Annotated in this window: 19 protein-coding genes and 3 pseudogenes; 8 read left to right on the top strand and 14 right to left on the bottom strand. The window is 69.1% G+C overall.

The genetic code is table 11. The features are described from left to right. Positions 1 to 33: 33 nt before the first annotated feature. Positions 34 to 1,923 (top strand): caspase family protein, encoded by a 1,890-nt coding sequence (locus ABZX79_RS24945; RefSeq protein WP_355261746.1) that lies wholly within the window; start codon positions 34 to 36, stop codon positions 1,921 to 1,923. Beyond that, a complete protein-coding gene (locus ABZX79_RS24940; RefSeq protein ID WP_355261743.1) occupies positions 1,920 to 3,230 on the top strand; it encodes a hypothetical protein in 1,311 nt (436 codons plus the stop codon). The genes ABZX79_RS24945 and ABZX79_RS24940 overlap by 4 nt, the downstream gene beginning before the upstream one ends. A gap of 26 nt (positions 3,231 to 3,256) precedes the next feature. Here ABZX79_RS24940 and ABZX79_RS24935 read toward each other — a convergent pair whose 3' ends face one another. The 9 genes and pseudogenes from ABZX79_RS24935 to ABZX79_RS24895 form a co-directional block, all read right to left on the bottom strand. Further along, entirely contained in the window at positions 3,257 to 3,640 is a 384-nt protein-coding gene (locus ABZX79_RS24935) for a BBE domain-containing protein (protein WP_355261740.1), read from the bottom strand. Positions 3,641 to 4,016: 376 nt separating this feature from the next. Next, on the bottom strand, positions 4,017 to 4,418 hold the full coding sequence (locus tag ABZX79_RS24930) for a hypothetical protein (protein WP_355261737.1): 402 nt from the start codon (positions 4,416 to 4,418) through the stop codon (positions 4,017 to 4,019). Beyond that, a complete protein-coding gene (locus tag ABZX79_RS24925) occupies positions 4,415 to 4,660 on the bottom strand; it encodes a hypothetical protein (protein ID WP_355261734.1) in 246 nt (81 codons plus the stop codon). Before ABZX79_RS24925 ends, ABZX79_RS24930 begins: the two co-directional genes overlap by 4 nt. Positions 4,661 to 4,922: 262 nt before the next feature. Beyond that, the gene (locus tag ABZX79_RS24920) at positions 4,923 to 5,369 is read right to left on the bottom strand and encodes a hypothetical protein (protein ID WP_355261731.1); all 447 of its coding nucleotides are present in this window, start codon (positions 5,367 to 5,369) and stop codon (positions 4,923 to 4,925) included. A 202-nt stretch (positions 5,370 to 5,571) separates the two neighbouring features. Further along, a complete protein-coding gene (locus ABZX79_RS24915; protein ID WP_355261728.1) occupies positions 5,572 to 6,573 on the bottom strand; it encodes a winged helix-turn-helix domain-containing protein in 1,002 nt (333 codons plus the stop codon). A 244-nt stretch (positions 6,574 to 6,817) separates the two neighbouring features. Then, positions 6,818 to 7,785 (bottom strand): annotated as a pseudogene (locus ABZX79_RS24910) (amino acid--tRNA ligase-related protein); the annotation flags it as partial. 375 nt (positions 7,786 to 8,160) lie between these two features. Next, positions 8,161 to 9,734: pseudogene (metG, locus tag ABZX79_RS24905) on the bottom strand (methionine--tRNA ligase); the annotation flags it as partial. A 70-nt stretch (positions 9,735 to 9,804) separates the two neighbouring features. Beyond that, a complete protein-coding gene (locus tag ABZX79_RS24900; protein ID WP_355261893.1) occupies positions 9,805 to 9,960 on the bottom strand; it encodes a hypothetical protein in 156 nt (51 codons plus the stop codon). Between the two features lie 2 nt (positions 9,961 to 9,962). Continuing rightward, entirely contained in the window at positions 9,963 to 10,115 is a 153-nt protein-coding gene (locus tag ABZX79_RS24895; protein WP_355261725.1) for a hypothetical protein, read from the bottom strand. A gap of 55 nt (positions 10,116 to 10,170) precedes the next feature. Here ABZX79_RS24895 and ABZX79_RS24890 point away from each other — a divergent pair, with 55 nt between their 5' ends. The 5 genes from ABZX79_RS24890 to ABZX79_RS24870 all read left to right on the top strand — a co-directional run bounded on the left by ABZX79_RS24890 (position 10,171) and on the right by ABZX79_RS24870 (position 14,044). Next, complete coding sequence (locus ABZX79_RS24890) at positions 10,171 to 10,365, top strand: hypothetical protein (protein WP_355261722.1); 195 nt, start codon at positions 10,171 to 10,173, stop codon at positions 10,363 to 10,365. Between the two features lie 124 nt (positions 10,366 to 10,489). Next, a complete protein-coding gene (locus ABZX79_RS24885) occupies positions 10,490 to 11,653 on the top strand; it encodes an esterase-like activity of phytase family protein (RefSeq protein ID WP_355261719.1) in 1,164 nt (387 codons plus the stop codon). Positions 11,654 to 11,749: 96 nt separating this feature from the next. After that, positions 11,750 to 12,064, top strand: coding sequence for a hypothetical protein (locus tag ABZX79_RS24880; RefSeq protein WP_355261716.1), 315 nt, complete (start codon positions 11,750 to 11,752; stop codon positions 12,062 to 12,064). A gap of 953 nt (positions 12,065 to 13,017) precedes the next feature. Next, positions 13,018 to 13,320 (top strand): N-terminal phage integrase SAM-like domain-containing protein, encoded by a 303-nt coding sequence (locus ABZX79_RS24875; RefSeq protein WP_355261882.1) that lies wholly within the window; start codon positions 13,018 to 13,020, stop codon positions 13,318 to 13,320. 121 nt (positions 13,321 to 13,441) lie between these two features. After that, a complete protein-coding gene (locus ABZX79_RS24870; protein WP_355261713.1) occupies positions 13,442 to 14,044 on the top strand; it encodes a hypothetical protein in 603 nt (200 codons plus the stop codon). Between the two features lie 1,196 nt (positions 14,045 to 15,240). On the opposite strand, the gene ABZX79_RS24865 is transcribed toward ABZX79_RS24870, so the two are convergent. The 5 genes and pseudogenes from ABZX79_RS24865 to ABZX79_RS24845 all read right to left on the bottom strand — a co-directional run. After that, complete coding sequence (locus ABZX79_RS24865) at positions 15,241 to 16,719, bottom strand: aldehyde dehydrogenase (RefSeq protein ID WP_355261710.1); 1,479 nt, start codon at positions 16,717 to 16,719, stop codon at positions 15,241 to 15,243. 126 nt (positions 16,720 to 16,845) lie between these two features. Then, positions 16,846 to 18,384: a GMC family oxidoreductase N-terminal domain-containing protein gene (locus tag ABZX79_RS24860; protein ID WP_355261707.1), complete on the bottom strand. Its 1,539-nt coding sequence runs from the start codon at positions 18,382 to 18,384 to the stop codon at positions 16,846 to 16,848. A 168-nt stretch (positions 18,385 to 18,552) separates the two neighbouring features. Then, positions 18,553 to 21,522, bottom strand: a complete 2,970-nt coding sequence (locus tag ABZX79_RS24855) for an AAA family ATPase (RefSeq protein ID WP_355261704.1) — start codon at positions 21,520 to 21,522, stop codon at positions 18,553 to 18,555. Positions 21,523 to 22,257: 735 nt separating this feature from the next. Continuing rightward, a complete protein-coding gene (locus tag ABZX79_RS24850; RefSeq protein WP_355261701.1) occupies positions 22,258 to 23,067 on the bottom strand; it encodes a hypothetical protein in 810 nt (269 codons plus the stop codon). A gap of 82 nt (positions 23,068 to 23,149) precedes the next feature. After that, a pseudogene (locus tag ABZX79_RS24845) lies at positions 23,150 to 23,350 on the bottom strand (transposase); the annotation flags it as partial. 62 nt (positions 23,351 to 23,412) lie between these two features. Between ABZX79_RS24845 and ABZX79_RS24840 the strand changes: the two are divergent. Beyond that, a complete protein-coding gene (locus tag ABZX79_RS24840) occupies positions 23,413 to 23,787 on the top strand; it encodes a hypothetical protein (RefSeq protein WP_355261698.1) in 375 nt (124 codons plus the stop codon). The last annotated feature ends 63 nt before the right edge of the window (positions 23,788 to 23,850 follow it).

Genomic DNA, 23,850 nt, shown 5'->3' with positions numbered 1-23,850 from the left:
CGAGTCCCGTACGAGAGAAGTGAGAAAACCGGCATGACGAAGCGTGCTCTGCTGATCGGCGCCCAGTCGTACGACTTGAACGGCGTACACGCCGATGTGGCCGCCATGGAACGGGTCCTGGCCGACCGAGGCTTCACGGACCTGCGTGTCCGCATCGGCGGAGACGCGAACTACCGCGGCATGGCCGAGGCGTTGACGACACTGGCGAACGACACGAAGGAGGGCGACGCGGTCGTCGTCTACTACTCCGGCCACGGCTCGCTTCTCCCCGTACCCCCGGCCACTCGCAGCCGCCTCCCCGGCAGCCCACATCACCTCCAGTACCTGGTGCCGGTCGACCACCTGCACAGCACCGCCGACGACTTCCGCGGCTACCTGGCGGAGGAACTCACCACGGTGCTCCGCCGGATCACGGCAATCACCCGCAACGTCACCTGCGTACTCGACTGCTGCCACTCCGGCGCAATGGTGCGCGACCCGGGCGGGTGGCGGATCAAATCCGTGCCGTCCGAGGTGCCCGTCGAGGCCGGTCTCACCAGGTCGCTCGCGCTCGCGGCCGGACCACGGCAGCCCGACCCCCATGTCGTGCGGCTGGTGGCGTGCCAGCGGCACGGTTTCGCGTACGAGGACAAACGGCAGGGCCTGTTCACCGCCGGCCTGGCCAAGGCGCTGGAGGACTTCCGCGACCGTCCCGTCCCCTGGGCGGTCCTGATCCCCCGGATCCGCGACCGCATCCAGACCCGCGCGGTACTGCAACGGCCGGACGCCGGCGGTCCTTCCGGTCGTCTGCCGTTCTCGCTCGACGTACCCGGCCAGCCGGAGCGGCTGCCGCTCGCGTTACATGACGGACGGCTGTGTGTCCCCGGCGGAGTCCTGTTCGGCCTCGGCGCCAGGGACCGCGTACGGCTGGTGCTGCCCGCCGACGGATCACGAGCCGAGACCACGGCGGAGACGGAGGTGGTGGCGGTCGAGGTCTCCGACGCACTGCTGGATCCGCCGCCCGTCCCGCTCCCCGCACCGCTGCCGGCCGGTTCGTACGCGCTGCCTGTGCGGGTTCATACCCGCCACCCTGTACACATCGCGATGAGCGGACCCTTCGTTGAAGCCCTGCGCACGCGTGTCGCGTCCTCGTCCCACCTGATCGAGGCCGTACAGGAGGACGAGGCCCTGGCCTCCGTGCGGATGCGCAAGGGGACGCCCGAAGTGGTCGACGGGAAGGGGCTCCCCTACCGGCATCCGGACGAGGCACTCGACAGCGGGCCGGCGGCACCGTCCGCGCGAGCCGGGAAGATCGTCGCACTGCTGGAGACGATCGCCCGGGGAGAGCGGCTACGGCGGCTGGAGAATCCCAAGGGCGCCGGCCGGCTGGGGGTGGACCTGACGGTCCGTATGGAGGTGGAGACGGCGCCGGGCAGTTGCGTCTACCGGGATTTCCCGACCGGCGACGACGGACTGCGGGCCGGGGACCGCTACCGGATCTCGGTGGCCGGCGGCGTGCACGATGAGCTGTACGTCTGGGTGCTCGGCGTGGGGCTGAGCGGCCGCACCAGCCTGGTGACCCACGACCAGCCCAGCGGCATCCGGCTGGAACCCGCTGCCGTGCCCGACACCGCTCACGACCCCGACGTGGTCATGTGGGACTCCGGACCGGTGGACATCTGGTGGCCCGATGATGTACCGGCCGAGGGAAGTCGGCGGGAGAGCGTGCTTGTGCTGGTGGGCGACCGTCAGATGGACCTCAGCCCTCTCGTCGCCGCCGTACGCAACCGCCGGGCGGAGCCCACTGCTTTGAGCGCGCTGCTGGACGAAGTCTGCGACGGCGTACGGGACTCACGGCGGACCACCGCCGAGGCCCTGCGGTACCGGGTGTTCAGCTGGCACACCACCGTCGAACCCCCTGCTGTGGGAGGAACAACTCAGTGAACCGCAACGGACATGGCCGGTACGACGGCGCCCACAGCGAGGTGCCGCACGACCTTCTGGCCACCACCGACCTGGTGTTCAGCGGCGAACTGACGCCCAGGGGCGAACCGCCGAGTGGCGGTGTCTCACTTGGCCGGCCCCTGGCCTACGTGCTCCGCGATGCGACCGGCGGCGCTCCCGCGGCGGCCGACACACTGGGGACAGTGCTGCTGTGCTTCCCCTTCGACCTGGAGGAACTGCCCGGAGGGTGCGGCTACCGGCAGATCGAGCTGGCCGTCACCTTCGACGACGCAGACGTGCGGGCCCTGGAGCTGCACCCGGGGCCCGGGTGGGGGGACACCGACGGAGCGCGGGTCGCGGTCTTCGGCCTCGGCCGCAACCGGCTGCGCTGGGTCTTCCGGGCGCCCGAGGCCGGCGGAACGCTGCGCCCGGACGGCCGCTGGACGCAGGCCGTCCTGCGACTGCCGTCGTTCTTCTCCGAGGTGTCCGGTCGCCTCGGGGTGCGGGGCGTGATCGAGCACCCTCTGCTGAGCGGTACGCGGGCCGAAAGCGAGGTTCACACACGCGACGAGGTGCCGTTCCGGGTGTCCCGAGCGGACGCCTGGACCGGGGCGCCACTCGGGCGACAGGCTCCGCAGCCGGGTGCCCTGGCGCTCGCCGGCTTCGAGGACCCGGGCATCCGGGACGGCCAACTGCCGCCCGGGCGCCAGCAGGTGTGTCTGGCGGTCGACATCGAGAAGTACAGCGCACGCCACAACGTGGACATGATCCGCCTGCAGCGTGCTCTGCTGCGCGTCATGCGCGCCGCCTGTGCCCGAGCGGCGGTCGACTGGTACAGCTGCGGCCGCCAGGCACAGGGAGACGGCTATCTGCTGGTGCTGCCCCCGGACACCGACGAGACGAGAGCCGTTCCCCACCTGATGGACGGCCTCGCCGACGCCCTGGCCGTGGTGAACCGGGAACAGAGCGGAAACGCCCCGGACGGGCCGTACTTGCGCACCCGCATGCGGGCGGCCTTCCATCACGGAATCGTTCACGAGGCGGACAGCGGATACGCGGGCTCCGCAGTCGTGGAACTGTTCCGCCTGCTGGACTCCGATCCCCTTCGCGCACTCCTGACCGACGAGCATGCCACCGACCTCGTGATCGCCTTCTCCGACCGGCTGTACCAGGACCTCGCGGTCCACGGGTACGAAGGCCTGTCACCGGCCGGCTTCAAGCAGCTGGAGGTGACGGTCAAGAAGTTCACAGGCATAGCCTGGATACGCGCCCACCCCTGCACTGGCCGCTGTCGCGAAGGGCGTTGACCGGTGGGCCGACGCGGTGGTACCCGTCAGCTGTCCGGAGTGATTCTCTGGTTGGAGCGGAAGACGTTGGCTGGGTCGTAGTGCTGCTTGAGCGCGCGCAGCCGGCGGAGCTTGCCCTCTCCGTACGCCTGCCGGACGCGCTCCGCGCCATCGTCCATGAGGAAGTTGACGTAGACACCGGCGTGGTACGGCTCCAGCGCGGACGAGGAGTCGCGTACCCGCTGGCGCTCCTCGGTGAAGCCGTCGGCGGTCTCGTCCTCGCCTACGCGGGCGACGGCACCACCGAGGTGGAAGATCCCACAGGTCGAGAGCGGCGAGGCGATCCGCAACGAGTGCGCCAACTCGTCCGGCGCCAGCCTGGACCTGGCCGCGCGGCGCGAGCTCCTCGACGTGGCCGAGCGGGAAGACATCCTCCTCCTGGAGGACAATCCGAACGGCCTGTTTCACGTCGGCGAGGGAACGCCCCCCACGCGCAGCTTGCCCTCCGAGAGGCTCGGGGGCACACCCGAGCCCTGGCAGGCCGTCACACGGCTTGCCAGGGCACATTGATGGACAGCGGCTTTGGCTCCTGTGCCCACGTCAGTTCTGCGCTGCTGTATGCGGCAGCGGCTGGCGCATCGGCTCATGACCGTACCGGTAGCGCGGTCGGTCACTGGCTTTGGGTGCCTGGCCGTCGGTGGCAGGAATCGTTGCCTCGTGGGGCGGCGAGATGAGCCTCCGGGGCGTCGGGTGTTGTTCCGCCCCGGGGCTGGTGTGGCAACGCCACTTTCCGGCCGGTCGGATGGGTCAGGGGCGGGTGTACTTGATGCACTTGGATGAATTCGCGTTCGCATCGTGAATACAGACCCTGACGTACGCGGCCCCGCCGGGCGCATCCGCAGGGATTTCAGTCTTGAACCGGTACGTCACGTCGCATTTAGTGCCGGTGCTCCAGGCGCCGAGCTCGTTGCCAGAGGCACCGTACGTGCCGAACCACGCGCTGTGGCAGCCGACGGCACGGAGTGTTCCATCGACTCCGACCGACCGGTTGTACCAAGTCAGGGTGCCGCGGACGTAGCTGGCACCGAATGTAACGTCGAAAGGGGTGGTCGGGTAGGCGGCCGTCTGCGCGCCGGCGGCGGGAGCGCCCAGCAACGTGCCCGCGGTCAGCACGACCGAACCGAGGGCGGCGGCGAAATGAGTCTTCATGCGATCTCCAGGATGGGATGAGCCGGTTCGTTTTGCCCGCGTAGGGCGCAGACCAGGGTGAAGCCTTCGTACTTGAGGTGTCCGGTGATCTGGCGGCGCAGGGCAGGAACCGAGAGCCCGTCGCTGGCGGCGCCGGGGGTATTGACGAGTTTGGAGTGGGCATCGGCCCAGATGTCGGCAAGGGTGTCGACCAGGGCAGGGGCCTGTCCGGGGTCTCCTGTGTCACCGGGCAGGCCCCGCACGGCCTGGTCCTCCTCGCCGTTGGCCTGGCCGCGGCTCTGGTCCCCTCTCGGCTTCTGTTCGGGCCTCCGTTCGGAGCTCCGTTTCGGGTTCTCTTCGGAGTTCTCCGCGACGTCGGGGCGATGGCACGATGGCAGCGCTGTGACCTGCTGGACAAGGGGTGAGGTACCTGCGGTTCGCAGGCTCACTGACCCAGGCGACGGCCGCGCCGGCACCCGCCAGGTACGGGTCCCGAGCAGCTGGGACCGGGGGTTCCAGCTGGCCTCAGCTCGCGGACTGAAGCGGCCTGGCGATGAGCTTGCACGCGAGGTCCTTGAGGTTCTCGTCATCGAGACAGACCCTGACGTACGCGGCACCGCCCGGCTGGTCCGCGGGAACGACGAAGTCGTAGGACCTGATGTTGCCGCAGGCGATCGGATAGCCGCCGCCCTGGTCGATCACGGCACGGTCCGCTTGGAGGGTGTAAGCCCACGTGGTCCGGCACGTGAGCGGACTGTCCGCCACCGCGGACCTGTGCTGCCCAACGATTCGGACTGACCGGTTGTACCAAGTGACGGTTCCCCTGGTCCACGTGGCACCGAAGTTGATGTTGAAGTCGCTGGTGGGATAGGCGGTCACGGCCGCGGTCTGCGCGCCGGCGGCGGGAGCGCCCAGCAAGGTGCCCGCGGTCAGCACGACGGAACCGAGGGCGGCGGCGAAATGAGTCTTCATGCGATCTCCAGGATGGGATGAGCCGGTTGCGGCTTCACATCCTGGGCAGGTCGGCCACCTGCGGCCTACCTCTTAAGTCACGGCTTAAAGGGGGGGCGGGACGGCAGGCGCGGCGCCTCGCGCACCTCGGCACGAGTGTCCGGTGGCACCCGCGCAGGGCGGCGCTGCGCTCACCGGTCTGACGCCGCCGTGCCCTCGGGCCTCACGGTTCCGTCAGGGCACCGGTCCGCAGCAGGGCCAGCCCGAGGGGGGTGATGAGGTGCAGCACGGACCCGCCTCGGCGGCTGGTGGTGATGAGGTCCGTGTTCCGCAGCACGGTGGCGTGCTGACTGGCCGCTGCGGCAGTGACGTTGAGGCGGCGGGCCAGTTCGCTCGTCGTGCAGCCTTCTGCTGTCACAAGCAGGGCGGCAGCTCGCGTGCGGCCGAGCAGAGACTCCAGGTTCCGCACGGTGGAGCCGTCCGCTTCTGCCGGTCCGGTACCGGTCAGCGGCCGGCGGAGAGCCGGCACGGTCAGTCGGGGTGGCTGGGCGGTATCGAGCGGGTCCCACAGAAAGCTCACCGGGCGCTTCGAGAAGAGCGTGGGCGTGATGATCAGTCCCCTTCCCTGGAGACGCACCTCAACTTGGCGCGGGTAGGGAGCTTCGAGCACCGGCGGACGCCAGCGGACCAGTGGTGCGCAGATCGAACGCAGCAGCAGATCGATGCCTCCCTCCAGCACCAGGTTCGCGCAACGGGTGGACAGCGCGACCAGTTCGGACCGTCCTCGATCCCAGTAGGGCTCCACGGTCAGCCGATGGCAGGCGCGCACGGCCTCGGCGAGCTCCCGCCGCGCGTCGCGGTCGCCCTCGGACACCCGTCTGGCCCATGGCAGGTGTCCGGGGTGGAAGTCGAGACCCTCGAACTCGCGTCGCAGCCGGGACACCGGGGCGTGCAGCAGGTTGTCCACGGCGTGGTCCAGAGAGGGCACATCGCCCATCAGGGCCAGCAGATCAAGTCCGGGACCGCGCACCGGAACCAGGGACGTCAGGGGGCGCGTGTCGGCTCCCATCCGGCCCGCGACCGCTGACCGCCACGTGCGGAAGTGAGGAAGCTCCCGGGTCTCTCTCAGCAGCTCCAGGCTGTAGTAGACCTCCGCTGCGACGCCGATTGTTGCGGCCACCCGTGTCCGGGCGAGGTCTTCCGTCGTGAAGTGAATGCGTAACACCGACCGGCCCCCTGCCACCGAAGTAGAGCGCGTGAGCGCACCCCCAGCATGCCCCAACCCGCCGCGCCCGATCCGGCATTCAGGCGTAGGCAGGCCGATTCCTGACGGCGCATAACGTGGCCGGAGCTGTTGGGGCTCCCGAGCGGGTCGCAGCGCGAAATCTTGACCGCCTCACGGATGACGGTCTGCTGGTGCTAGTCACGGACGGCGCAACCCCGGCCCTGCGCTCATACCGGCTGGCTTCGAACTCGTGGCCCGTGCGCTCCTTCATGTGCGTGGCGATCCGGCGCTCACCGTCCGGGTTCAGGTCCTCCTTCAGCCCCTCCGGGTCCCAGCCGCCGGCCCGCAGGACCACCTGCGCCTCCGCCATAGTGATCCGCGGGAACGGCAGCGCCGGCACCGCCACCTCGATCCCGAAGACCTCCCGGATCTCCTCACCATGGACCTCGGCGACCTCGGCGACCTCGGCGACCTTGGCGATGGCGTGGGCGAGCAACCGCTCCTCGAAGATCATCACGTCCTCGACGTCGTCGACCACGACAGCTCCACGTCCACGCCGGTGAACTCGGTCGCGTGGCGCGAGGTGAACGACGGCTCGGCCCGGAAGACGGGGCCGATCTCGAAGGCCCGGTCGATGCCGGCCGCCACCGCCATCTGCTTGTAGAACTGTGGCGACTGCGCCAGATACGCCGACCGGTCGAAGTACCCGAGCTTGAACACCTCGGCCCCGGACTCCGAGGCTGTGCCCATCAGTTTCGGCGTGTGCATCTCGGTGCAGCCGTGCTCCACGGCGTACTCGCGCAGTCCCTGCTCCAGGGTCGTCTGCACGGCGAACACCAACTGGGCGGCGGGGCGCTTTCGCACATCGAGGAAGCGCCAGTCGAGCCGGTGCTCGGGGCCGGTCTGCTCGTCGATCGGCAGCGGCGTTTCCGCCAGGTTCAGAACCTCGACCGTCTCCGGGACGATCTCCAGGCCGCCGAGTTTGACCTGGGGCGCGTCCACGACGCGTCCGGTGATCCGCACGGCGGACTCCGGGGTGAGGGATTCGAGCACGGTTTCCAGCGGGCCGCCGTCGCGCTTGTGCGTCACCTGGACCATGCTGGAGTGGTCGCCCAGGATGACGAACTGCATCTTGCGTTGCAGTCGGAGCGCGTTCACCCAGCCGGAGACGGAGACAGCCTGGTCGAGGTGGCCCTCCAGGGGCGTTGTCATGATCCCTTGGGAGTGCGGGCGAGAAGGGAACTCGCCGTACCACCGCACTTTCGCCGCCACCCGGAGGGCACGGCCTCGTTCAGCCCTGTGACGGGGGCGAACCGGCGGGGCATTGGGCCTTCCGGCCTTTCCTCCCCGCGCTCGGGAGGGTCTTCACCCCGGGCGCGAGTCCGCCTTCCCAGCTGTCGGCGGCTCTCTCTGCTCGCGTGATCCTTGGCTACTCGTCTCCGTCAACGCGTTGCCCACGAGGATAGGGAGCGCACAAGACCGCTGCAACGCGATTCACGACGGTGGCGCGACAGTCGGTCAAATGACGCTCGCGGCCCGCACCGCCCGATGACGAGGAGGGCAGTACGGGCGCGAGAGGCGAGAGTCTTAAAAGGCGGTGTCGGCGCCGCCGAAGCGCTCACGGTAGGACTCCAGGTCCTCCTCCGTGATCTTCGCGAAGAGCACCGGCGGCACCGTGAAGGCGGTGTCGGCCGGGACGGTGTCCAGGGCCTTGGCCTGGTCGGCGGTCACCCAGATCGCCGTGTCATTCTTCAGAGCGAAGGCCCCGCGCATGGCGGCGGTCGAGGTCGGGATGAACGGCTCGGAGACGACCGCGTACAGGTGGATCAGGTTCATCGCGGTACTGAGCGTCAGCGCGGCGCCGTCGGCATCTGTCTTGATCTCCAGCCAGGGGGCCTTCTCCTCCAGGTAGGAGTTGCCCGCGGACCACAGCGCACGCAGGGCAGCGGCGGCCTTGCGGAACTGGAGCGCCTCCATCTGCTCCTCGTACTCGCCGAGCAGCCGTGCGATCTCCTCGCCCAGCTTCACCTCCGCCTCGCCGGCGGCACGACCGGCGTGACCTCGTTGCCGAACCGCTTGCGGGAGAACGACAGCACGCGGTTGACGAAGTTGCCGAGGGTGTCCGCCAGGTCCTTGTTGACCGTGCCGGTGAAGTGCTCCCAGGTGAACGAGGAGTCGTCCGACTCGGGGGCGTTGGCGATCAGGAAGTAACGCCAGTAGTCGCCGGGCAGGATCTCCAGGGCCGCGTCGGTGAAGACTCCGCGCTTCTGGGAGGTGGAGAACTTGCCGCCGTAGAAGGTCAGCCAGTTGAAGCCCTTGACGACGTCGACCTTCTTCCAGGGCTCGCGCACGCCGAGTTCGGTGGCCGGGAACATCACCGTGTGGAAGGGGACGTTGTCCTTGGCCATGAACTGCGTGTAGCGGACGGTGTCGTCGGCCTCGTACCACCACGACTTCCAGTCGCGGGTCTCGCCGTCGGAGGCGGCGTCCGCCCACTCCTTCGTCGCGCCGATGTATTCGATCGGGGCGTCGAACCAGACGTAGAAGACCTTGCCCTCGGCCGCGAGCTCGGGCCAGGTGTCGGCCGGGACGGGCACGCCCCAGTCCAGGTCGCGGGTGATGGCGCGGTCGTTGAGGCCCTCGGTCAGCCACTTGCGGGCGATGGAGGTGGACAGGTGCGGCCACTCGGCGCTGACGGTGGCGATCCACTCCTCGACCTCGTGCTGGAGCTTGGACTGCAGCAGGAAGAGATGCTTGGTCTCGCGGACCTCCAGGTCCGTGGAACCGCTGACCGCCGAGCGCGGCTCGATCAGGTCGGTCGGGTCGAGGACGCGCGTGCAGTTCTCGCACTCGTCACCGCGGGCCTTGTTGTACGCGCAGTGCGGACACGTGCCCTCGACGTACCGGTCAGGAAGGAAACGGCCGTCGACCGGCGAGTACACCTGGCGGATCGCCCGCTCCTCGATGAAGCCGTTCTCGTTCAGCCTGCGCGCGAAGTGCTGGGTGATCTCGACGTTCTGCTGCGAGGAGCTGCGGCCGAAGTAGTCGAAGGCCAGCTCGAACCCGTCGTACACGGCCTTCTGCGCGTCGTGCGCCTGCGCGCAGAACTCGGCGACCGACAGCCCGGCCTCCTTGGCGGCCAGCTCGGCCGGCGTGCCGTGCCCTGGTGGCCCCGTGCGGGGTTGAACGCCGCATCTGGAGTCAGAGGTAACGCCAGACTGGCTCGACGGTTCACTGGCGAAGGGTGGATCGTGCGCGGTTGGCCTCCTCCTGAATCCGGTCGCGCAGCGTCGCCGGCATGTCCACTGGAACGTCTTCAGCATCGACGAGGAAGATCCCGATGTTGCCCCGGATCTCAGGCGAGTACGGGTACCCGAGCGCCTCCATGATCAGCCGACCCGGATCACGACCTCCGCCTGCGGATTGACGGCGTCCGAGGTGTCGTAAAGCATCCGGGGGCCGGGAACAGGGTGGAGTGCCGGCGGCGCCATCGGGCCGCCGTCCCCGACGACCCGCCCCACCAAGTCCGCGTAGTGGAGCACCCGCAGGCCAGGATCCGAGGGAGGCTTCGTGGCGCGGCGGGGCGACGGTGGTGGCGTGCGCTGTACCTGTGCCGGTGTTTTCGCCCCAGGGCTTGGGGACGCCGCGAGTGGTGTGGTGTACGGGGCGCGGGGCGACCGCGCCGGTGCGGGCGCCTCCACCCCGGCGGGCACGGCGCCGCACTCCGAGGACGTCCTCACCGGGCGCGTGGTGGCGTTCGAGGAGCAGCGGGCCCCGGCAGCCGGGAGGTGAGGTGGCGGGGAGCACCTGGCCGTCGGCGGATCACGGCCGGGCCGAGCATCCGACTGATGGCCCAGGGGAGGAATACCCGTGTGGGTGACTGCGGGACGGGAGCGGGCGGGCCATGATCACCAGCATGAGTGCCTCCCTGATCTACCGCGCCTGTGCCGCGGCACTGCTTATGACGTCCACGCTGGCTCCTGCGGTGACTGCCGCCCCCCAACCCGGCGGCCCGGCGCCGGAGTCGGGGCGCGCGGTGCAGGCCCGCCTGCTCGGCGAGAAGATTGTTCCGTACAAGCTCGACTTCCAGGACACCACGGTCGGTGGCCTTTCCGGCGTCGACCGCGACCGGTGCACCGGCGAGTACGTGTTCATCAGCGACGACCGCTCCTTCCTCCAGCCCGCCCGCTTCTACACCGCGAAGCTGGACGTCGACGCCGACGGCGTGCACTCCGTCGACTTCACTGGAACCCGACCCCTCCGTCAGGCGGACGGGTCGGTCTACCCCTCGCCCGCCCTCGGAGACGGCAAGGCCGTCGACCCGGAGGAGATCCGCGTCGACCCGCTTGACTGCCGTTACTGGTGGGGGCAGGAGGGCGACCGGCCCGCCGTGGCCGGGCCGCCGGTGATCCAGCCGTCCATCGAGATCTCCGACCCGGACGGCACCCACCGCGGCAGCCTGCGGCTGCCGGAGAACTACACGATCACGGCGGAGCGCGGACCGCGCCGGAACCAGGCCGTCGAGGCGCTCACCTTCGGTGCCCGGGGCAGGCTGGTCACCAGCGCAGTCGAGGGCCCGCTGCTCCAGGACGGCCCGGTGCCGGACCTGACGCACGGTGCGCTCGTCCGCATCACGCAGCAGACCCGCGGCGGCCGTGTGCTCGGACAGTTCGCGTACCCCATCGAGAAGATCTTCGCCGAATCCGACCCGGACAGCCCTTGGGGCCCCGACACTGGCGTTCCGTCCCTCCTCGCCTTCCCGGACGACCCCGACCGCTACCTCGTGCTCGAACGCACCTGGGTCGCCGGCTCCGGATACAAGATCCGCCTGTACGACGCCACCACACGGGGCGCCACGGACGTACGGGCGGTGGACTCCCTGGCCGGACGGCACGTTGTTCCCATGCGCAAGAAGCTCGTCGCGGACTTCCACACCCTCGGGCTGTCCACCGTCGACAACACCGAAGGCATGACCTGGGGTCCCGTCCTGCCGTCCGGCGAGCGGTCGCTGGTCCTCGTCAGCGACGACAACTTCGACAAGGACGCGGTCACGCAGATCGTCGCGCTCGCGCTCCGCTGAACGAACGGATGGGAACAGACAGGGCTGTGTGGTCCGTTCCCGAGCGCGGGTTTCGAATGCCGTCAGTGGGTCGTCTGGTCCCGGGCGGCCCGCGGCATGAGCATCTTCATGCCGCGGGCCGTCGAGGCCGCTGCATTCGCCGAACGCCCCCCTTCTATGAAGCCGCCCGGCACGGCGCCCATGCCTGAGCCGGCCGTCGCGGCCCGGCACAGCAACCGTATGCCCGAGGCTGGTCCCACGGGCCTACGCAGCGCGGGCGGAAGCCCGAAGGAGGGGCTGCTGTACGACCTGTCGAAGTCCCAGGCGCCCGCCGAGGACTCCCTGCCGACGCTGACCCTGATCTCGACCCGAGCCAGGCGGCCCAACTCCGCAGGGCCCATTACCGGATGTCGCGCGAGCTGTCCGAACTGATCAACACCGTCATGGATGTGTCACTCACGGCCGCAACTCCACTATGCGTAAGGAAAATTGAACCGTATCGAGACTTGGCTTCGGCATCACCGTTATGTGTCTGCGTCTTGCCGTCCGGATGGGGCACGAGGGACAGCCTGCGATCGGATTCGTCCTCGAGATCGGCTGCCTTGGCGGCGAAGCCGGTACTACATCTCAGGCAAGCGGGTGCCCGGCATGCGGTTTCTCGGGCACTTGCACTGGTCTTCGCCCACGGCAGACGAGAAAGAACCGCAAAGGACTGGAACCCCCTCCGGAGCTATGTCAACGTACAACACCTCGGAAGCACAGGGCTGGTGAGCGGCCTACCGGGTGACCCGACGAGGAGTCTCTTCTATCGATGCACGCGCCCCGATCTGTCCGGCTGGCCGCCCCTGTCCTCTTCGTCTCGGGCGTGCTTAACCGCGTCTGCGCGGCGCAGGTCGGCGTTGCGAAACGTGTTGTTACCGCGAGAATCCGACACCTCTGCGAGGCGGAGCTGCTGGTTGCGGACCAGCAAGGCGGGCACTTGAGGGCGTGCCGACTGGTGCCATGGTTGGTCACCCAGGGTGGATAGGGGCTGAGCGCGAGCGGAATGTAGCCCACGTTCGCCGGTTAGCCAAACCGGCGATCATGGTGACCCATTGAGGCTGTTCGCATTCGGTTGTGCTTGGCGGTAGAGCCGTATCGGAAGCAGTGGAGAGCGCGGTCAATCCGAGGAGCAAGAGAGCGGCACCCGTGCTCCTTTCGCTGAACGTAGTGGCGCCTCCGTTTCCTCGGACTTTCCACGCCTTCAAAGAGAGCGAGTGCTTTTGTCTGATCCGATTAAGAAGCTTCCGGCGAACGCGAAGGGGCCAAGGACACTCTAAAGGAGGCCCGCGCCGAACTAGCGGGCATTCGCAGCGAGCGCTGGCAATTTCGTAACCCCGAACAAGATCTCGCTGGGGGAATGGCTCGACGAGTGGCTGAAGCGGAAGGCCCGCGACGTCGAGGCGACCACCATCCGGACGTATCAGCTCGCCTTGGTGCACGTCCACGACGAGCTTGGACAAATCCGGCTCCAGGACCTCACCGAGGATCACGTACAGGACTTCATCGACGGACTCATGAGGAGTGGTCGGCGGAAGGGCGGTGAGCCCGGTACGGGGCTGGCCGTGTCCACCGTCGAGGGCATCCTGATTCGACGCACGGACAGGTCTGCCGGCCTCCGAGCTCCGGACCCTGAAGCAGCGCACTAAGTGGTACGTCCTGGCGAGGGAGTACATCGAGCAGCGGTGGGATCGCACACCAGGAAATACACGCCGCACGCTTGCCGACGCCCTCGCGACCATCACCCCAGCCGTTGTTGAGCCAGAACTCGTGTCCCGGGCGCCTCGTGAACTGCGGCGGGCGCTGTACTCATGGGCATTCAACAAGAGCGCCTGGAAGGCTGACCCGCCCGAGGAGTGGCAGGTCACACTCGACTGGCTGCTGCGTCAATCGCTGCCAGTCAGCGAATTGGAGGAGCCCGACGTGCTGCGCCGGGGACTCGGCGCCCTTTGCCGCAAGGTCGACGGGACAGCCGCTGCCGCAAAGACCGCGAAACGCAAGAAAGCTGCGGTCAACGAGGTGTTCGGGGTAGCAGTGGAACGCGGGTACTTCAACCAGAACCCCCTGAACGGCCTTCGCTGGTCTGCGCCAGAAGTCGCCGACGAAGTCGACCCAGACTGCGTGCCCAACCCGGCTCAGGTGGCCCGCCTGCTTGCCGCGGTCAAGGGCCAGCCTGGTCGCGGCCCGCGCCTGTACGCCTTCTTCGGCTGCATGTACTACGCCGCCATGCGTCCCGCTGAGGTCATCCACCTGCAGAAGCCTCAGTGCCGCCTGCCAGAGAGTGGATGGGGACTCCTCAGCCTCAAGGGCGGGATCGTGACGGCCGGGAAGAGTGGACGAATGACGGCGCCGTCCACGAGATCCACTCACTGAAACGGCGAGCAGCCAAAGCCACGCGGACGGTGCCCATCCCGCCCGTACTCGTCCGCATGCTGCGCGAGCACATAGAACGCTTCGGTGTCGCACCCGACGGACGTCTGTTCCGCAACGCAGCGGGAAACTACGGCGAAGCGCCCCTACGGCCTACGCCACGCAGGAATCTCGTTCTGGCTTGCATCCGGCGTCGACCCTGCGGAGTGTGCGCGCCGAGCCGGACAGAGCATCCAGGTCCTTTTCCGTTACTACGCCAAGTTCCTGGCCGAGGCACGGAACCACGCCAATCACTTGATAGAGGAGTCGATGCGGCGGTGGGATGAACCGGAGAGCGGTGCGTAGGGTGCCTTGGCCGGTCCTTGGCCCGGAAATGCACCGGAACAGCTGGTCAGAGGTGGGATAGCGATGGGGGATATCGGGAGTAGCTTCGTAATTCGCCCCGCGGCCTTCTGCGTCTAGAAGAAGCCCAGCTCCTTCGGCGAGTAGCTGACCAGGAGGTTCTTCGTCTGCTGGTGGTACAGCGACCGCGTCCCTCTGACCAGCACGAATAGTGCTCTCTGGAGCAGACCTTGGGGTGTTGGACCGTGTATGGTCCGGATCTTGGTGAGGCTGGCGACGTCGAGCAGTCGGTGTCGAACCGCATCGGCGTGAGGGGCTGTGGTCAGGTGATCCGGTGCGGCAGTCGGGGCGGTCACCCAGCTCGACCCGAAGGCGGATGCGCGCAACAGCTGTTCGCGTGCCGCGATCGAAGACGGGCGCTGACGCCTCGAGGGGCGTCCTGCGGCACTGATCCTGGGCGCCCGGGGGATGGCCGGTGACCGCGGCGGGGCTTGGGGTGGCGGTGCCGCTGTCCTGGCTCCACCGCCTCCGCGTTCGACTTCACGGCCCTGAGGTGCACCATGGGCCGCCGCTGACGGTCGGCGCCTTCCGGTATTCGCGGTGCCACGACCCGGTCCGTACGCTTGTGGTGGCACCCGCACCGGAGTACCAGCTGTGCGGCGTCGACGGCGCGGGTGGAACTGGCAGCGGGGAGGCAACCCCTCACGAGTTCGAATCTTGTTTCCTCTGCCTCTGCCCACAGGGCAAACGATGGTCCGGACCCGCTGTGGTCCCGACCATCGTCATGCTCGGTCTCGTTGCCGTCTCAGTCTGGTGACTGCGTACCCCCATTCAGCGAGTCCTGCCCGGTCTGCCCGTCAGTGGGCCGTGCCATTGGGGAGGTTGATCGTCTTGTATTCAAGGAAGGAACCGAGTCCCTCGGGCCCGAATTCGCGGCCGATCCCGGATTCCTTGTAGCCGCCGAAGGGGGCGCCGAACTCGATGCGGTACCCGTTGACCGTCAGGGTTCCCGTGCGGACGCGACGGGCGATCGACAGGGCACGGTCCTGGTCAGGGGTCCACACGCTGCCTGAGAGGCCGTACTTGGAGTCGTTGGCGATACGGACGGCGTCGTTGTCGTCGTCGAACGGGATCACGACGAGCACGGGGCCGAAGATCTCGTCCTGGGCGATGCGCATCTGGCTCTCGACGTCGGCGAAGACCGTCGGCTCGACGTACCAGCCCTTCGGCCGGCCAGAGGGCCGGCCGCCGCCCACGGTGACCACCGCGCCTTCCTGCCGCCCGCTGGCGATGTAGTCCTCGACCCGGCGCCGCTGGCGTTCCGCCACCAGGGGGCCGACCTCAGTGGCGGGATCGTGCGGATCACCGACCCTCAGCGCGGACGCCGCCTGGGAGATCGCGTCGACCGTCTGCCGGTACTGGCTGCGATGCGCGAGGATCCGGGTCTGCGCCAGGCAGTGCTGGCCGGACATCATGATCGCGTACGGCATGAGGGCAGGCACGACGGTGTCGAGGTCGGCGTCCTCCAGGATGATGGCGGGCGACTTCCCGCCGCACTCGAGCGTGACTCGCTTGAACTGCTCGCCGCAGAGGGTGGCGACGCGTCGTCCAGTTGCCGAGCTACCGGTGAAACTGATCTTGTCGACCAGCGGGTGACGCACAAGCGCCTCGCTGTTCGCGCGGTCGGCGGGCACAATGTTCAGGACGCCCGCAGGCAGCCCGGCCTCCAACGCGGCGTCGGCGAGCAGGTACGCGTCCAGCGGCGTCTCGGGCGCGGGCTTGAGCACCACGGTGCAGCCCGCGAGCAGAGCCGGGGCGAGGCTGACCATCGTGAGGATGAGCGGGGCGTTCCACGGGACGATCTGCCCGACGACGCCGACCGGCTCCCGAAGGATCCGGGCCGGTCCAGTCAGCCCCGCGCGGTCCTCCTCGAACGGGAACGTCATGGCGAGTTCTCGGAAGTAGTCGAGGAGCATCACGGGAACAGGTGCCTGGAGGCGGTTCGAGAAGGTGATCGGCGAGCCCATCTCCTCGGTGATGAGCTGAGCGATCTGCGGGATGCGCGTCCGGAGATGGTCGGTGAAGGGCCCCAGCGCGTCCGCTCGTTCCGCCGGGGACATGCGCGGCCACGGTCCGTAATCGAAGGCGGCACGGGCCGAGTGGACAGCCCGGGCGATGTCGGCGGGCGTCGAGGAAGGAGCGGAACCGATCCTCTCCTCGGTGGCCGGAGAGATGACCTCCAGCAGGTCGTCGGCCTCCGGCTCGACCATGTCGCCGCCGATGAAGAGCCGCTCCCGGACCAGGTCCGGGGCTTGGATGATCGCGTGCGAAGACATCGTCAGCCTCCTTGTCGTCTTGTCGTCGGTGGGGTACGGGCACCACAGCCCTTGCCCGCCCTTCGTCGTCGGTCCCATCGTGGGCATCCGTGAGGTGACTACGCATCATGGGGCCGGCACTGAGCTTTACCGCTGATAACCCTGATGTCCGGCGATGAGTGCGGCGGCCCGCTCGCCGATCATCACCGTGGTCGCGTTCGTGTTCGCCGAGACGATCGAGGGCATCACCGACGCATCGGCGACGCGCAGGCCGTCGATGCCGTGCACGCGCAGTTGCGGGTCGACGACCCGGCCGATCGCGCAGGTTCCGACGAGGTGGAAGTAGGTGCCTGTGCAGCGCGCCAGGTAGTCGCGCGCGGCGGCACCGTCGATGACCTCGGGCTCAGGCAGCACCTGCCGATCGCGCCACTCGGCCAGGGCGGACGCCGCGCCGATCTCCCGCGCCCGCTGGAATCCGACCAGCATGCGGCGTACGTCCTGCGGCTCGGCCAGGTAGCCGGGGTCGATCCGCGGCGCCTGCGCCGGATCCGGGCCGGCCAGCCTCAGCGTGCCGCGCGAGACGGGCGTCATGACCGCGAAGCCGATGGTGTAGCCGTTGGCGGGGCCTTGGAGGTCCGGTGGATGGAAGGGCACGTCGATGAAGACGAACTGGAGGTCGGGCTCGTCCATGTCCTGACCGTCCCGCCCCGTGCGCTGGAGCGCGCTGACTTCGCCGTGCTGATTGGCGCCGGGCTCGACCGGACGGCGCGCCTCGTAGGTGATGCCGGCGAGCGGATGGTCATGGAGGTTCGCGCCGACGCCCGGGAGGTCTTCGACGACGTCGATGCCGAGCTCGCGCAGATGCCACTCGGGACCGAGCCCGGACAGCATGAGCAACTTCGGCGAGCCGACCGCACCAGCGGCGAGCACGACCTCCTCCGCCGCCCGGGCTCGACGCGTGTGGCCGTCGACGGCGTACTCGACGCCGACGCAGCGATCGCCGTCGAGCAGCACGCGCAGCGCGAGCGCTCCGGTCTCGATGGTGAGGCCCGGGCGGCGGGAGCTCGGCTCAAGATAGGCGGTGGCCGCGCTCTGGCGCGCGCCGTCAACGATGTTGAGCTCATGCCAGCAGACGCCCTCAGGCTGCTCACCGTTGCTGTCCTCGGTCGCGGGGATTCCCACCTCGAGTGCGGCGTTGAACAGTGCCCGGGAGAGCGGATGGCGGTGGTGCGCCGGTGCGACGCGCAGCGGTCCGCCGACACCGCGGTAGGCCGGGTGGCGTCCCTCGGCGTGCTCCGAGCGTTTGAAGTACGGCAGCACGCTGTCGTACTCCCAACCGGTCGCGCCCTCGCGTGCCCAGCGATCGAAGTTGGCCCGGTGCCCGCGGATGTGGGCCATGGCGTTGATCGCGCTGGAGCCGCCGAGCACCCTGCCGAGGGGCATGATGTGTTCGCGGTGGGCCGTGCCGGCCTGGGGTACGGTCGCGTAGCACCAGTCGACCTCGGTCCTCATCAGCGCCGGCCACGCCTGCGGGACCGCGAGCAGGTCGAGGGTCGCAGGACCTCCCGCCTCCAGCAGCAGCACGCGTGCACCGTCGCGCTCCGACAGCCGCGCCGCGAGCACGCAACCGGCCGTGCCCGCTCCGACGATCACGTAGTCGTGATGGCTCTCCTGCTGTGCAGCCATGTCGTTTCGCCTCCCCGCGGTCGCCGGCCCCGAACTGTCGCGGTGGCTCCCGGGTCTGTCCGTTCTCAGAAGCGATCGTTGTCTGAAACGATCGTCGGCGATCGGCGGGCGCCTTCGCGTCGACGAACCGACGCTGACATTTTCCGGCCGGGACCCTGAGAATTCCGCCTACCGGGCTCCGGGCTCGTGCCACCCGCCGAGATGCTGGACGAGCTGCTTGCGCGAGGCGATGTCGAGCTTCCGGAAGACGTGTCGCAGGTGGGTCTCGACGGTGGCCGGACTGATGACGAGCGCTTGTGCTATCTGCCGGTTGGTGGAGCCCCGGGCGGCGAGGTCGGCGACACGGCGCTCCGCGCCGGTGAGCGCGTCGACCCCGCTGAGCGCCAGTCGGCGGGGCCGCGCACCGCCGACCCGAAGCTCCTCGCGCGCCCGCTGTGCCAGCACAGTAGCCCCGCAGGACCACGCGCCATCCATCCCGCGCTCCAGCGCGGTCCGTGCCTCAAGGCGGTGGCCCTGGCGCCGCAACACGGCGCCCAACTCGACGAGTGAGCGCGCCTGCTCCAGACGTGCCGGCGAGTCCTCCAGCACCGCGACCGCTTCGCGCAGCAGGTGCACCCGCTCGTCCCCACGGCCCGTGAGGGCGGCCGCACGCAGCGCCACCCCGAGCGTTCGCGGTGCACCGAACACGCGGGCGAGACCGAGCTCCTCGCGGGCCAGCCGACGTGCCGCATCGGCATCCGCTGCTACGAGGGCATGCGCCGCTTGCGACCGCCAGGGCACCAGCGCGGGGGTCACAATCGCGCTCTCCATCCGGGCCCCCAGGGCCATGAGCTCATTGACCGCTTCCGACGTCCGGCCCTGGGCGGCCCGCAGCCGGGCGCGGGCGCCGATCAGCAAGGTGAAGAGCAGCAGCGGACTGTCGGCATCGGCCAGGCCGGTCTCCGCCAGCAACTGCTCGGCGTCCCCTACGTTCCCGCGTTCGATCAGACTGTCCACCAGCACAGCGACCGCCATCGGAGCATGCAGGGAATGAGCCGACCGCACGCTGCCCGACCGCCCCCGCCCCGACTGGAGGTGCGCCGCCTCAAGCGCGGCGCGAGCATCCGCCTCGGCCTCGGCCAGCATGCCCAGGCGGTGGAAAAGCGTCGAGCGGAGCACAGCCGCGTTCAAGAACTGCGCCGCCGACCCGTGGTGGTGTGCATCCTCGACCTCGTCGTCGAGCAGCCGCCGGGCGAGCGCGTCGCCATCGGCGAATATCAGCGCCACGAGGAGCTGGGCCCTCATCGGCCCACGTGCGAACTCGGGCACCTGGTACCAGCCGCGGGTCGCCTCCTCGGCCAGGCGGACAACCCGTGCAGCCGGTTCGTTCGCCAAGAGTGCCTCGACCGCCGCCAGACTGGCGATGTGGGCAGGGACGGGTTCGCCGGCGAGGGCCGGCGCTACGACCTGCCGGACGCGCTCGCGCAGCTCACGCGGTGTCGAGAGGTCCACTTGCAGGGCCCCGGCCACCGCTGCCTCCAGGAGCAGGGCGCCCTGCGAGTCGCGCTCGGCGGCCTCGGCGATGAGGCCGCCCAAGGCGGGCGCGACCTCGTGCGCGCGGTCCGACCACACCAGCGCGGTGCGCAGGCGAAACGCAATCTCGATCTTCGCCGCCATGTCGTCGGTGCATTCCAGGGCGCGCCGTAGGTCCTGCGAGGCATCCGCGAACTGGCCGGCGCTCTGCTCCGCTGCACCGAGCTCGCGCAGCAGCTCGGGCCTCGACGTATCAGGGGCCGGCTCCGCAAGTGCCCGCTTGAGGTAGCGCACCGCGAGGTCGGGCGCGCCCTTGCGGCTCGCCGAACGGGCGGCGTCGAGCAGGATTTCGATCACCTCCTCGTCGCCGGCCGGGGCGGCTGCCAGCAGGTGCGACGCCACGCGCTCGACCGCGGCTCCCGTGTGCCACAGCAGCCGGGCGGCGTCCCGGTGCCCTCGCGCCCGCCTCCGCGGGGGAAGCTGGGCATAGATCGCCCAGCGCACGAGCGGGTGGACGAACGCCGGATGGTCGGCGTCGCGCAGGATATTTATTGAGATGAGTCCGTCCACGGCCTCGTCGCACTCCGCCGGATCGAGCCCGGCCAGACCGGCGACCTGCGCGACATCGGCTCCGTCGCCCAGCACCGCCACGGCCGCGGCCAGCGCCGTGGCCGACGGCCGCAGGCCCGCCAGACGCAGGGTGATCCACCGCGACACCGTCTCCAGGCCCAGCTCGCCGACCTGCTCGACCGCCGCCGAGGCCGGCTGCGCGCCCCGGCTACGCAGGGTATCGATCAGTTGCGTGACCAGGAACGGGTTGCCGCCCGTCGTCGTCCAACAACCACGGACGAACCCCGAGTCGAGGGGCACTGCCGCGAAGGTGTCTTGTACCAGGGTTCGTACCGCGTCGAGCGTGAACGGCCCCGGCCTGACGACGTCGACCTCCGGGCCCGCGACCAGCTCCGTGAGCAGCAGTCCATGGGCGCCAGGATCCTCCGGGCGCACGGCCACGAGCAGCAGTACGGGCAGGCCGTACACGCGCCGAGCCAGATAGCCGAGGAACCGCAGCGACGGCGCATCGGCCCAGTGCGCGTCGTCGACCACCATCAGCAGCGGCGTGCGCGCCGCCAGCTTCGCGGTCAGCCCGTAGAGGCCATGCAGCGTGGCGAAGCTGCGATCGCCGCCGAACGGTTCACCGAGGCGATCGGCCGGGCCGCCGCCGAGTAGCCACGCGGCGGGAGCGGCCGCTCCCTCCAGCAGCACCTCACGCTCGCTGGTCTCCGTGGCGGTCAGTACCGGCTCGAACAGCTGCCTGGCGACGCCGAACGCGAACTCGGTCTCCATCTGCCCGCCGCGAGCGCTGACGACGGCCATGCCGCTCTCTGCCGCACGCTCCATCGCCGCCCGCAGCAGGCGGGTCTTGCCGATCCCCGCCGAGCCCTCCACCGCCACGACCATGCCCGCGCCGGCCTCCGCTCTGGAGATCGCCGCCCCGAGACGCCGCAGCTCGTCCTCACGCTCCAGCAGCAGCTGCCCGGCACCGGCCCGATCGAGTCCGTCAGTCACCGCCGGGCGATGGCCGGCTTCGGTGTCGCGTTCGCGTTCGCGGCCGGGCGGTTTCACCATGGCGAAGGCTTTCTCTCGGTCTCCGGGCGGCGGTCCCAGCCGCCCGCCATGCACCCCTTTCACCGTACGGCCACGGGCTGGCCGGGCTCCATGCAGAGCGATGCGGACAGCGCGAGGGATGCCGGAAGGGCCCCGTTGGTCATCGCTGGATACAGCGCTGAGCAGGGAGAACGAGCCCAGACTCTGGTTGCACCTTGGTTGCGTTCACCTTCGTCCAGCTCAGTCCGCAGCCTGGACGCGAACCGTCGAACCACAGGTCAGCACACTGCTGACCGCGCCCGGACAGCCGGACGTGGGGGCAGGTAGTGGCGGTGGACCAACAATGATCCGTGGGGTCGCCGGTTTGGCTATCCGGCGATCCCGCGCTATGTTGCTCCGCTTCCAAGCTGTCTGGGCCCATATGCGTCCACTCGTGTGGACGGCTGTTGCAGCCGGGGCCCGTTTGCTGCTGCCCCCTCCAGCAGCAAACGCCCATCCAGCTCGGTGTCGTAACTACCCCGGCCTTCCACTACTCCGTCGGCACCGACACCCACGTCTGAATCACGTTCTATCAGCCACCCCACGCCTCAAAACGGCGTAGCACCGCATGGTCCGAGCTGGTGTACCGTCCACCGACACAACACTGGGTGTAAGACCTCATTTCATGTGCCGTGTCCGCGGTGCCAGAGGGTTGCTGCCTTGCTCTCCGCAGGCGTCGCCAAGTGGGCTGCGGATGCCGTTGGCGGCGGGGTTCGGTCACTCGCTCTCCTGGTAGTTCATGAACCAGTGGGTGTCGAAGTAGCGGGCCATCGTGAACGGGTGGTGCGGGTCGAGGAGGATGCGACTGACGAACTCCGCGGCCGGACAGTCGAAGGGGACGACCTGGCCGTCGAAGGTCTGGACCGCGACGGGCCAGCGGTCGGGGTCGCCGTCGTCGGTCTGCCAGCAGTACAGGTCCTTGTGCTCGGTACTCGCCCAGATGAGCAGGCCGTCCTCCCTGAGGTGGGTCCACGGCTCCTGGTTCAGGTCCAGGTAAGCGTCGAAGGCGCCCTCCCCGAAGGTCTCCACCATGCGTTTGTAGTCCCCGGGAAGGTGCGTGCCCAGGCGCGTCTCGGCCTGCGCCCAGTCAACGTCTGGCCGTCGCGGGGGCAGTGTCCAGCCGGTGATGCCGATGAGCCGCTCGACCCAGTCCTCGTCCTGGCTGAGCGCCCCCGCAGGCGGCTTGGCCTGCGGCGCCTGCGTCTGCCGCGGCGCGGTCGCCAGCACCGGCCGGGCGATGCCTTCCGCGTCCCGCGCGGTTCCGGCGCCGATCCACTGATTCCCGTACGCCCATGCTCGTATCGTCACGCCCTGGCCTTTGAGTAGGGCGAGAAGAGCCGCACCGCAGGACTCGTCCACGGTCGGGTCCGTGAAGCCGTCCAGGACAAGGGTGCGCGGGGCCCCGTGACGATCAGCCAGCAACTCGACCAGCCTGTGCGGGTCGATGTCCAGAGGCAGATGTAGAGACCCGCCCGGTGCGGTGAGCCGGGCCAGCAGGTCGTTGAGCGTCGATTGCGTGAGGTCCATGGCGGACAGTGAAGCGCACCGCGCGGACAGCGGACCTGCCCGCAGACGTATCTGACGTCAATCCGGGCGGTGGGACGTCATTTCATTCAGCGAGTCTGCGGTGGCATATGAGGGTTGCTGCGATGGCGGTGAAGGCAAGGAAGTGTTCGGGTTTGCGTTCGTAGCGGCGGTGGAGACGCCGACAGCCCAGCCAGGACATCGTCCGCTCTACGACCCACCGGTGCCGGCCCAGCCGCTGGGAGGACTCGATTCCCTTGCGGGCGATGCGATGGCGGATGCCACGCGAAGATACGACGAGCAGCCAAAGCGACGCGACCGGTGCCCATCCCGCCGCTGCTCGTCCGCATGCTGCGCGAGCACATCGAATGCTTCGGCGTCACACCAGACGGTCGCGTGTTCCGCAATGCCGCGGGTAATTACATTGATCCTTCGGCGTACGGCATCACGTGGGGACGGGCGCGTGAGGCGGCTCTCACCCGCGACGAGCATGCCCTCGAGCTGGCGAAGCGCCCTTACGACCTGCGCCACGCGGGAATCTCGTTCTGGCTTGCATCCGGCGTCGACCCCGCAGAGTGCGCGCGCAGGGCCGGGCAGAGCATCCAGGTCCTCTTCCGCTACTACGCGAAGTTCCTGGCCGAGGCGCGGAACCACGCCAACAGCCTGACAGAGCAATCGATGCGGCGGTGGGAGGAGCCGATGGGCGACGTGAAAGGCGTGTAAGCGGGACCTTGGCCCGTGCATGGCCCGGAACAGCTGGTCACAGGTGGGATAGCAGTGGGAAAT

Source organism: Streptomyces sp. NPDC002994, from assembly GCF_040611155.1.
Taxonomy (GTDB): Bacteria; Actinomycetota; Actinomycetes; order Streptomycetales; family Streptomycetaceae; genus Streptomyces.
The sequence above is the reverse complement of the archived record's forward strand: the minus strand, read 5'-3'. Positions and strand labels throughout refer to the sequence as shown.

Bases quoted from the DNA above. Each gene is read 5' to 3' on its own strand.
- ABZX79_RS24945 (WP_355261746.1), top strand. From the start codon at position 34: ATGACGAAGCGTGCTCTGCTGATCGGCGCCCAGTCGTACGACTTGAAC.
- ABZX79_RS24935 (WP_355261740.1), bottom strand. From the start codon at position 3,640: ATGTCTTCCCGCTCGGCCACGTCGAGGAGCTCGCGCCGCGCGGCCAGG.
- ABZX79_RS24930 (WP_355261737.1), bottom strand. From the start codon at position 4,418: ATGAAGACTCATTTCGCCGCCGCCCTCGGTTCGGTCGTGCTGACCGCG.
- ABZX79_RS24920 (WP_355261731.1), bottom strand. From the start codon at position 5,369: ATGAAGACTCATTTCGCCGCCGCCCTCGGTTCCGTCGTGCTGACCGCG.
- ABZX79_RS24900 (WP_355261893.1), bottom strand. From the start codon at position 9,960: ATGGAGGCGCTCGGGTACCCGTACTCGCCTGAGATCCGGGGCAACATC.
- ABZX79_RS24885 (WP_355261719.1), top strand. From the start codon at position 10,490: ATGAGTGCCTCCCTGATCTACCGCGCCTGTGCCGCGGCACTGCTTATG.
- ABZX79_RS24880 (WP_355261716.1), top strand. From the start codon at position 11,750: ATGAGCATCTTCATGCCGCGGGCCGTCGAGGCCGCTGCATTCGCCGAA.
- ABZX79_RS24865 (WP_355261710.1), bottom strand. From the start codon at position 16,719: ATGTCTTCGCACGCGATCATCCAAGCCCCGGACCTGGTCCGGGAGCGG.
- ABZX79_RS24860 (WP_355261707.1), bottom strand. From the start codon at position 18,384: ATGGCTGCACAGCAGGAGAGCCATCACGACTACGTGATCGTCGGAGCG.
- ABZX79_RS24855 (WP_355261704.1), bottom strand. From the start codon at position 21,522: ATGGTGAAACCGCCCGGCCGCGAACGCGAACGCGACACCGAAGCCGGC.
- ABZX79_RS24850 (WP_355261701.1), bottom strand. From the start codon at position 23,067: ATGGACCTCACGCAATCGACGCTCAACGACCTGCTGGCCCGGCTCACC.
- ABZX79_RS24840 (WP_355261698.1), top strand. From the start codon at position 23,413: ATGCTGCGCGAGCACATCGAATGCTTCGGCGTCACACCAGACGGTCGC.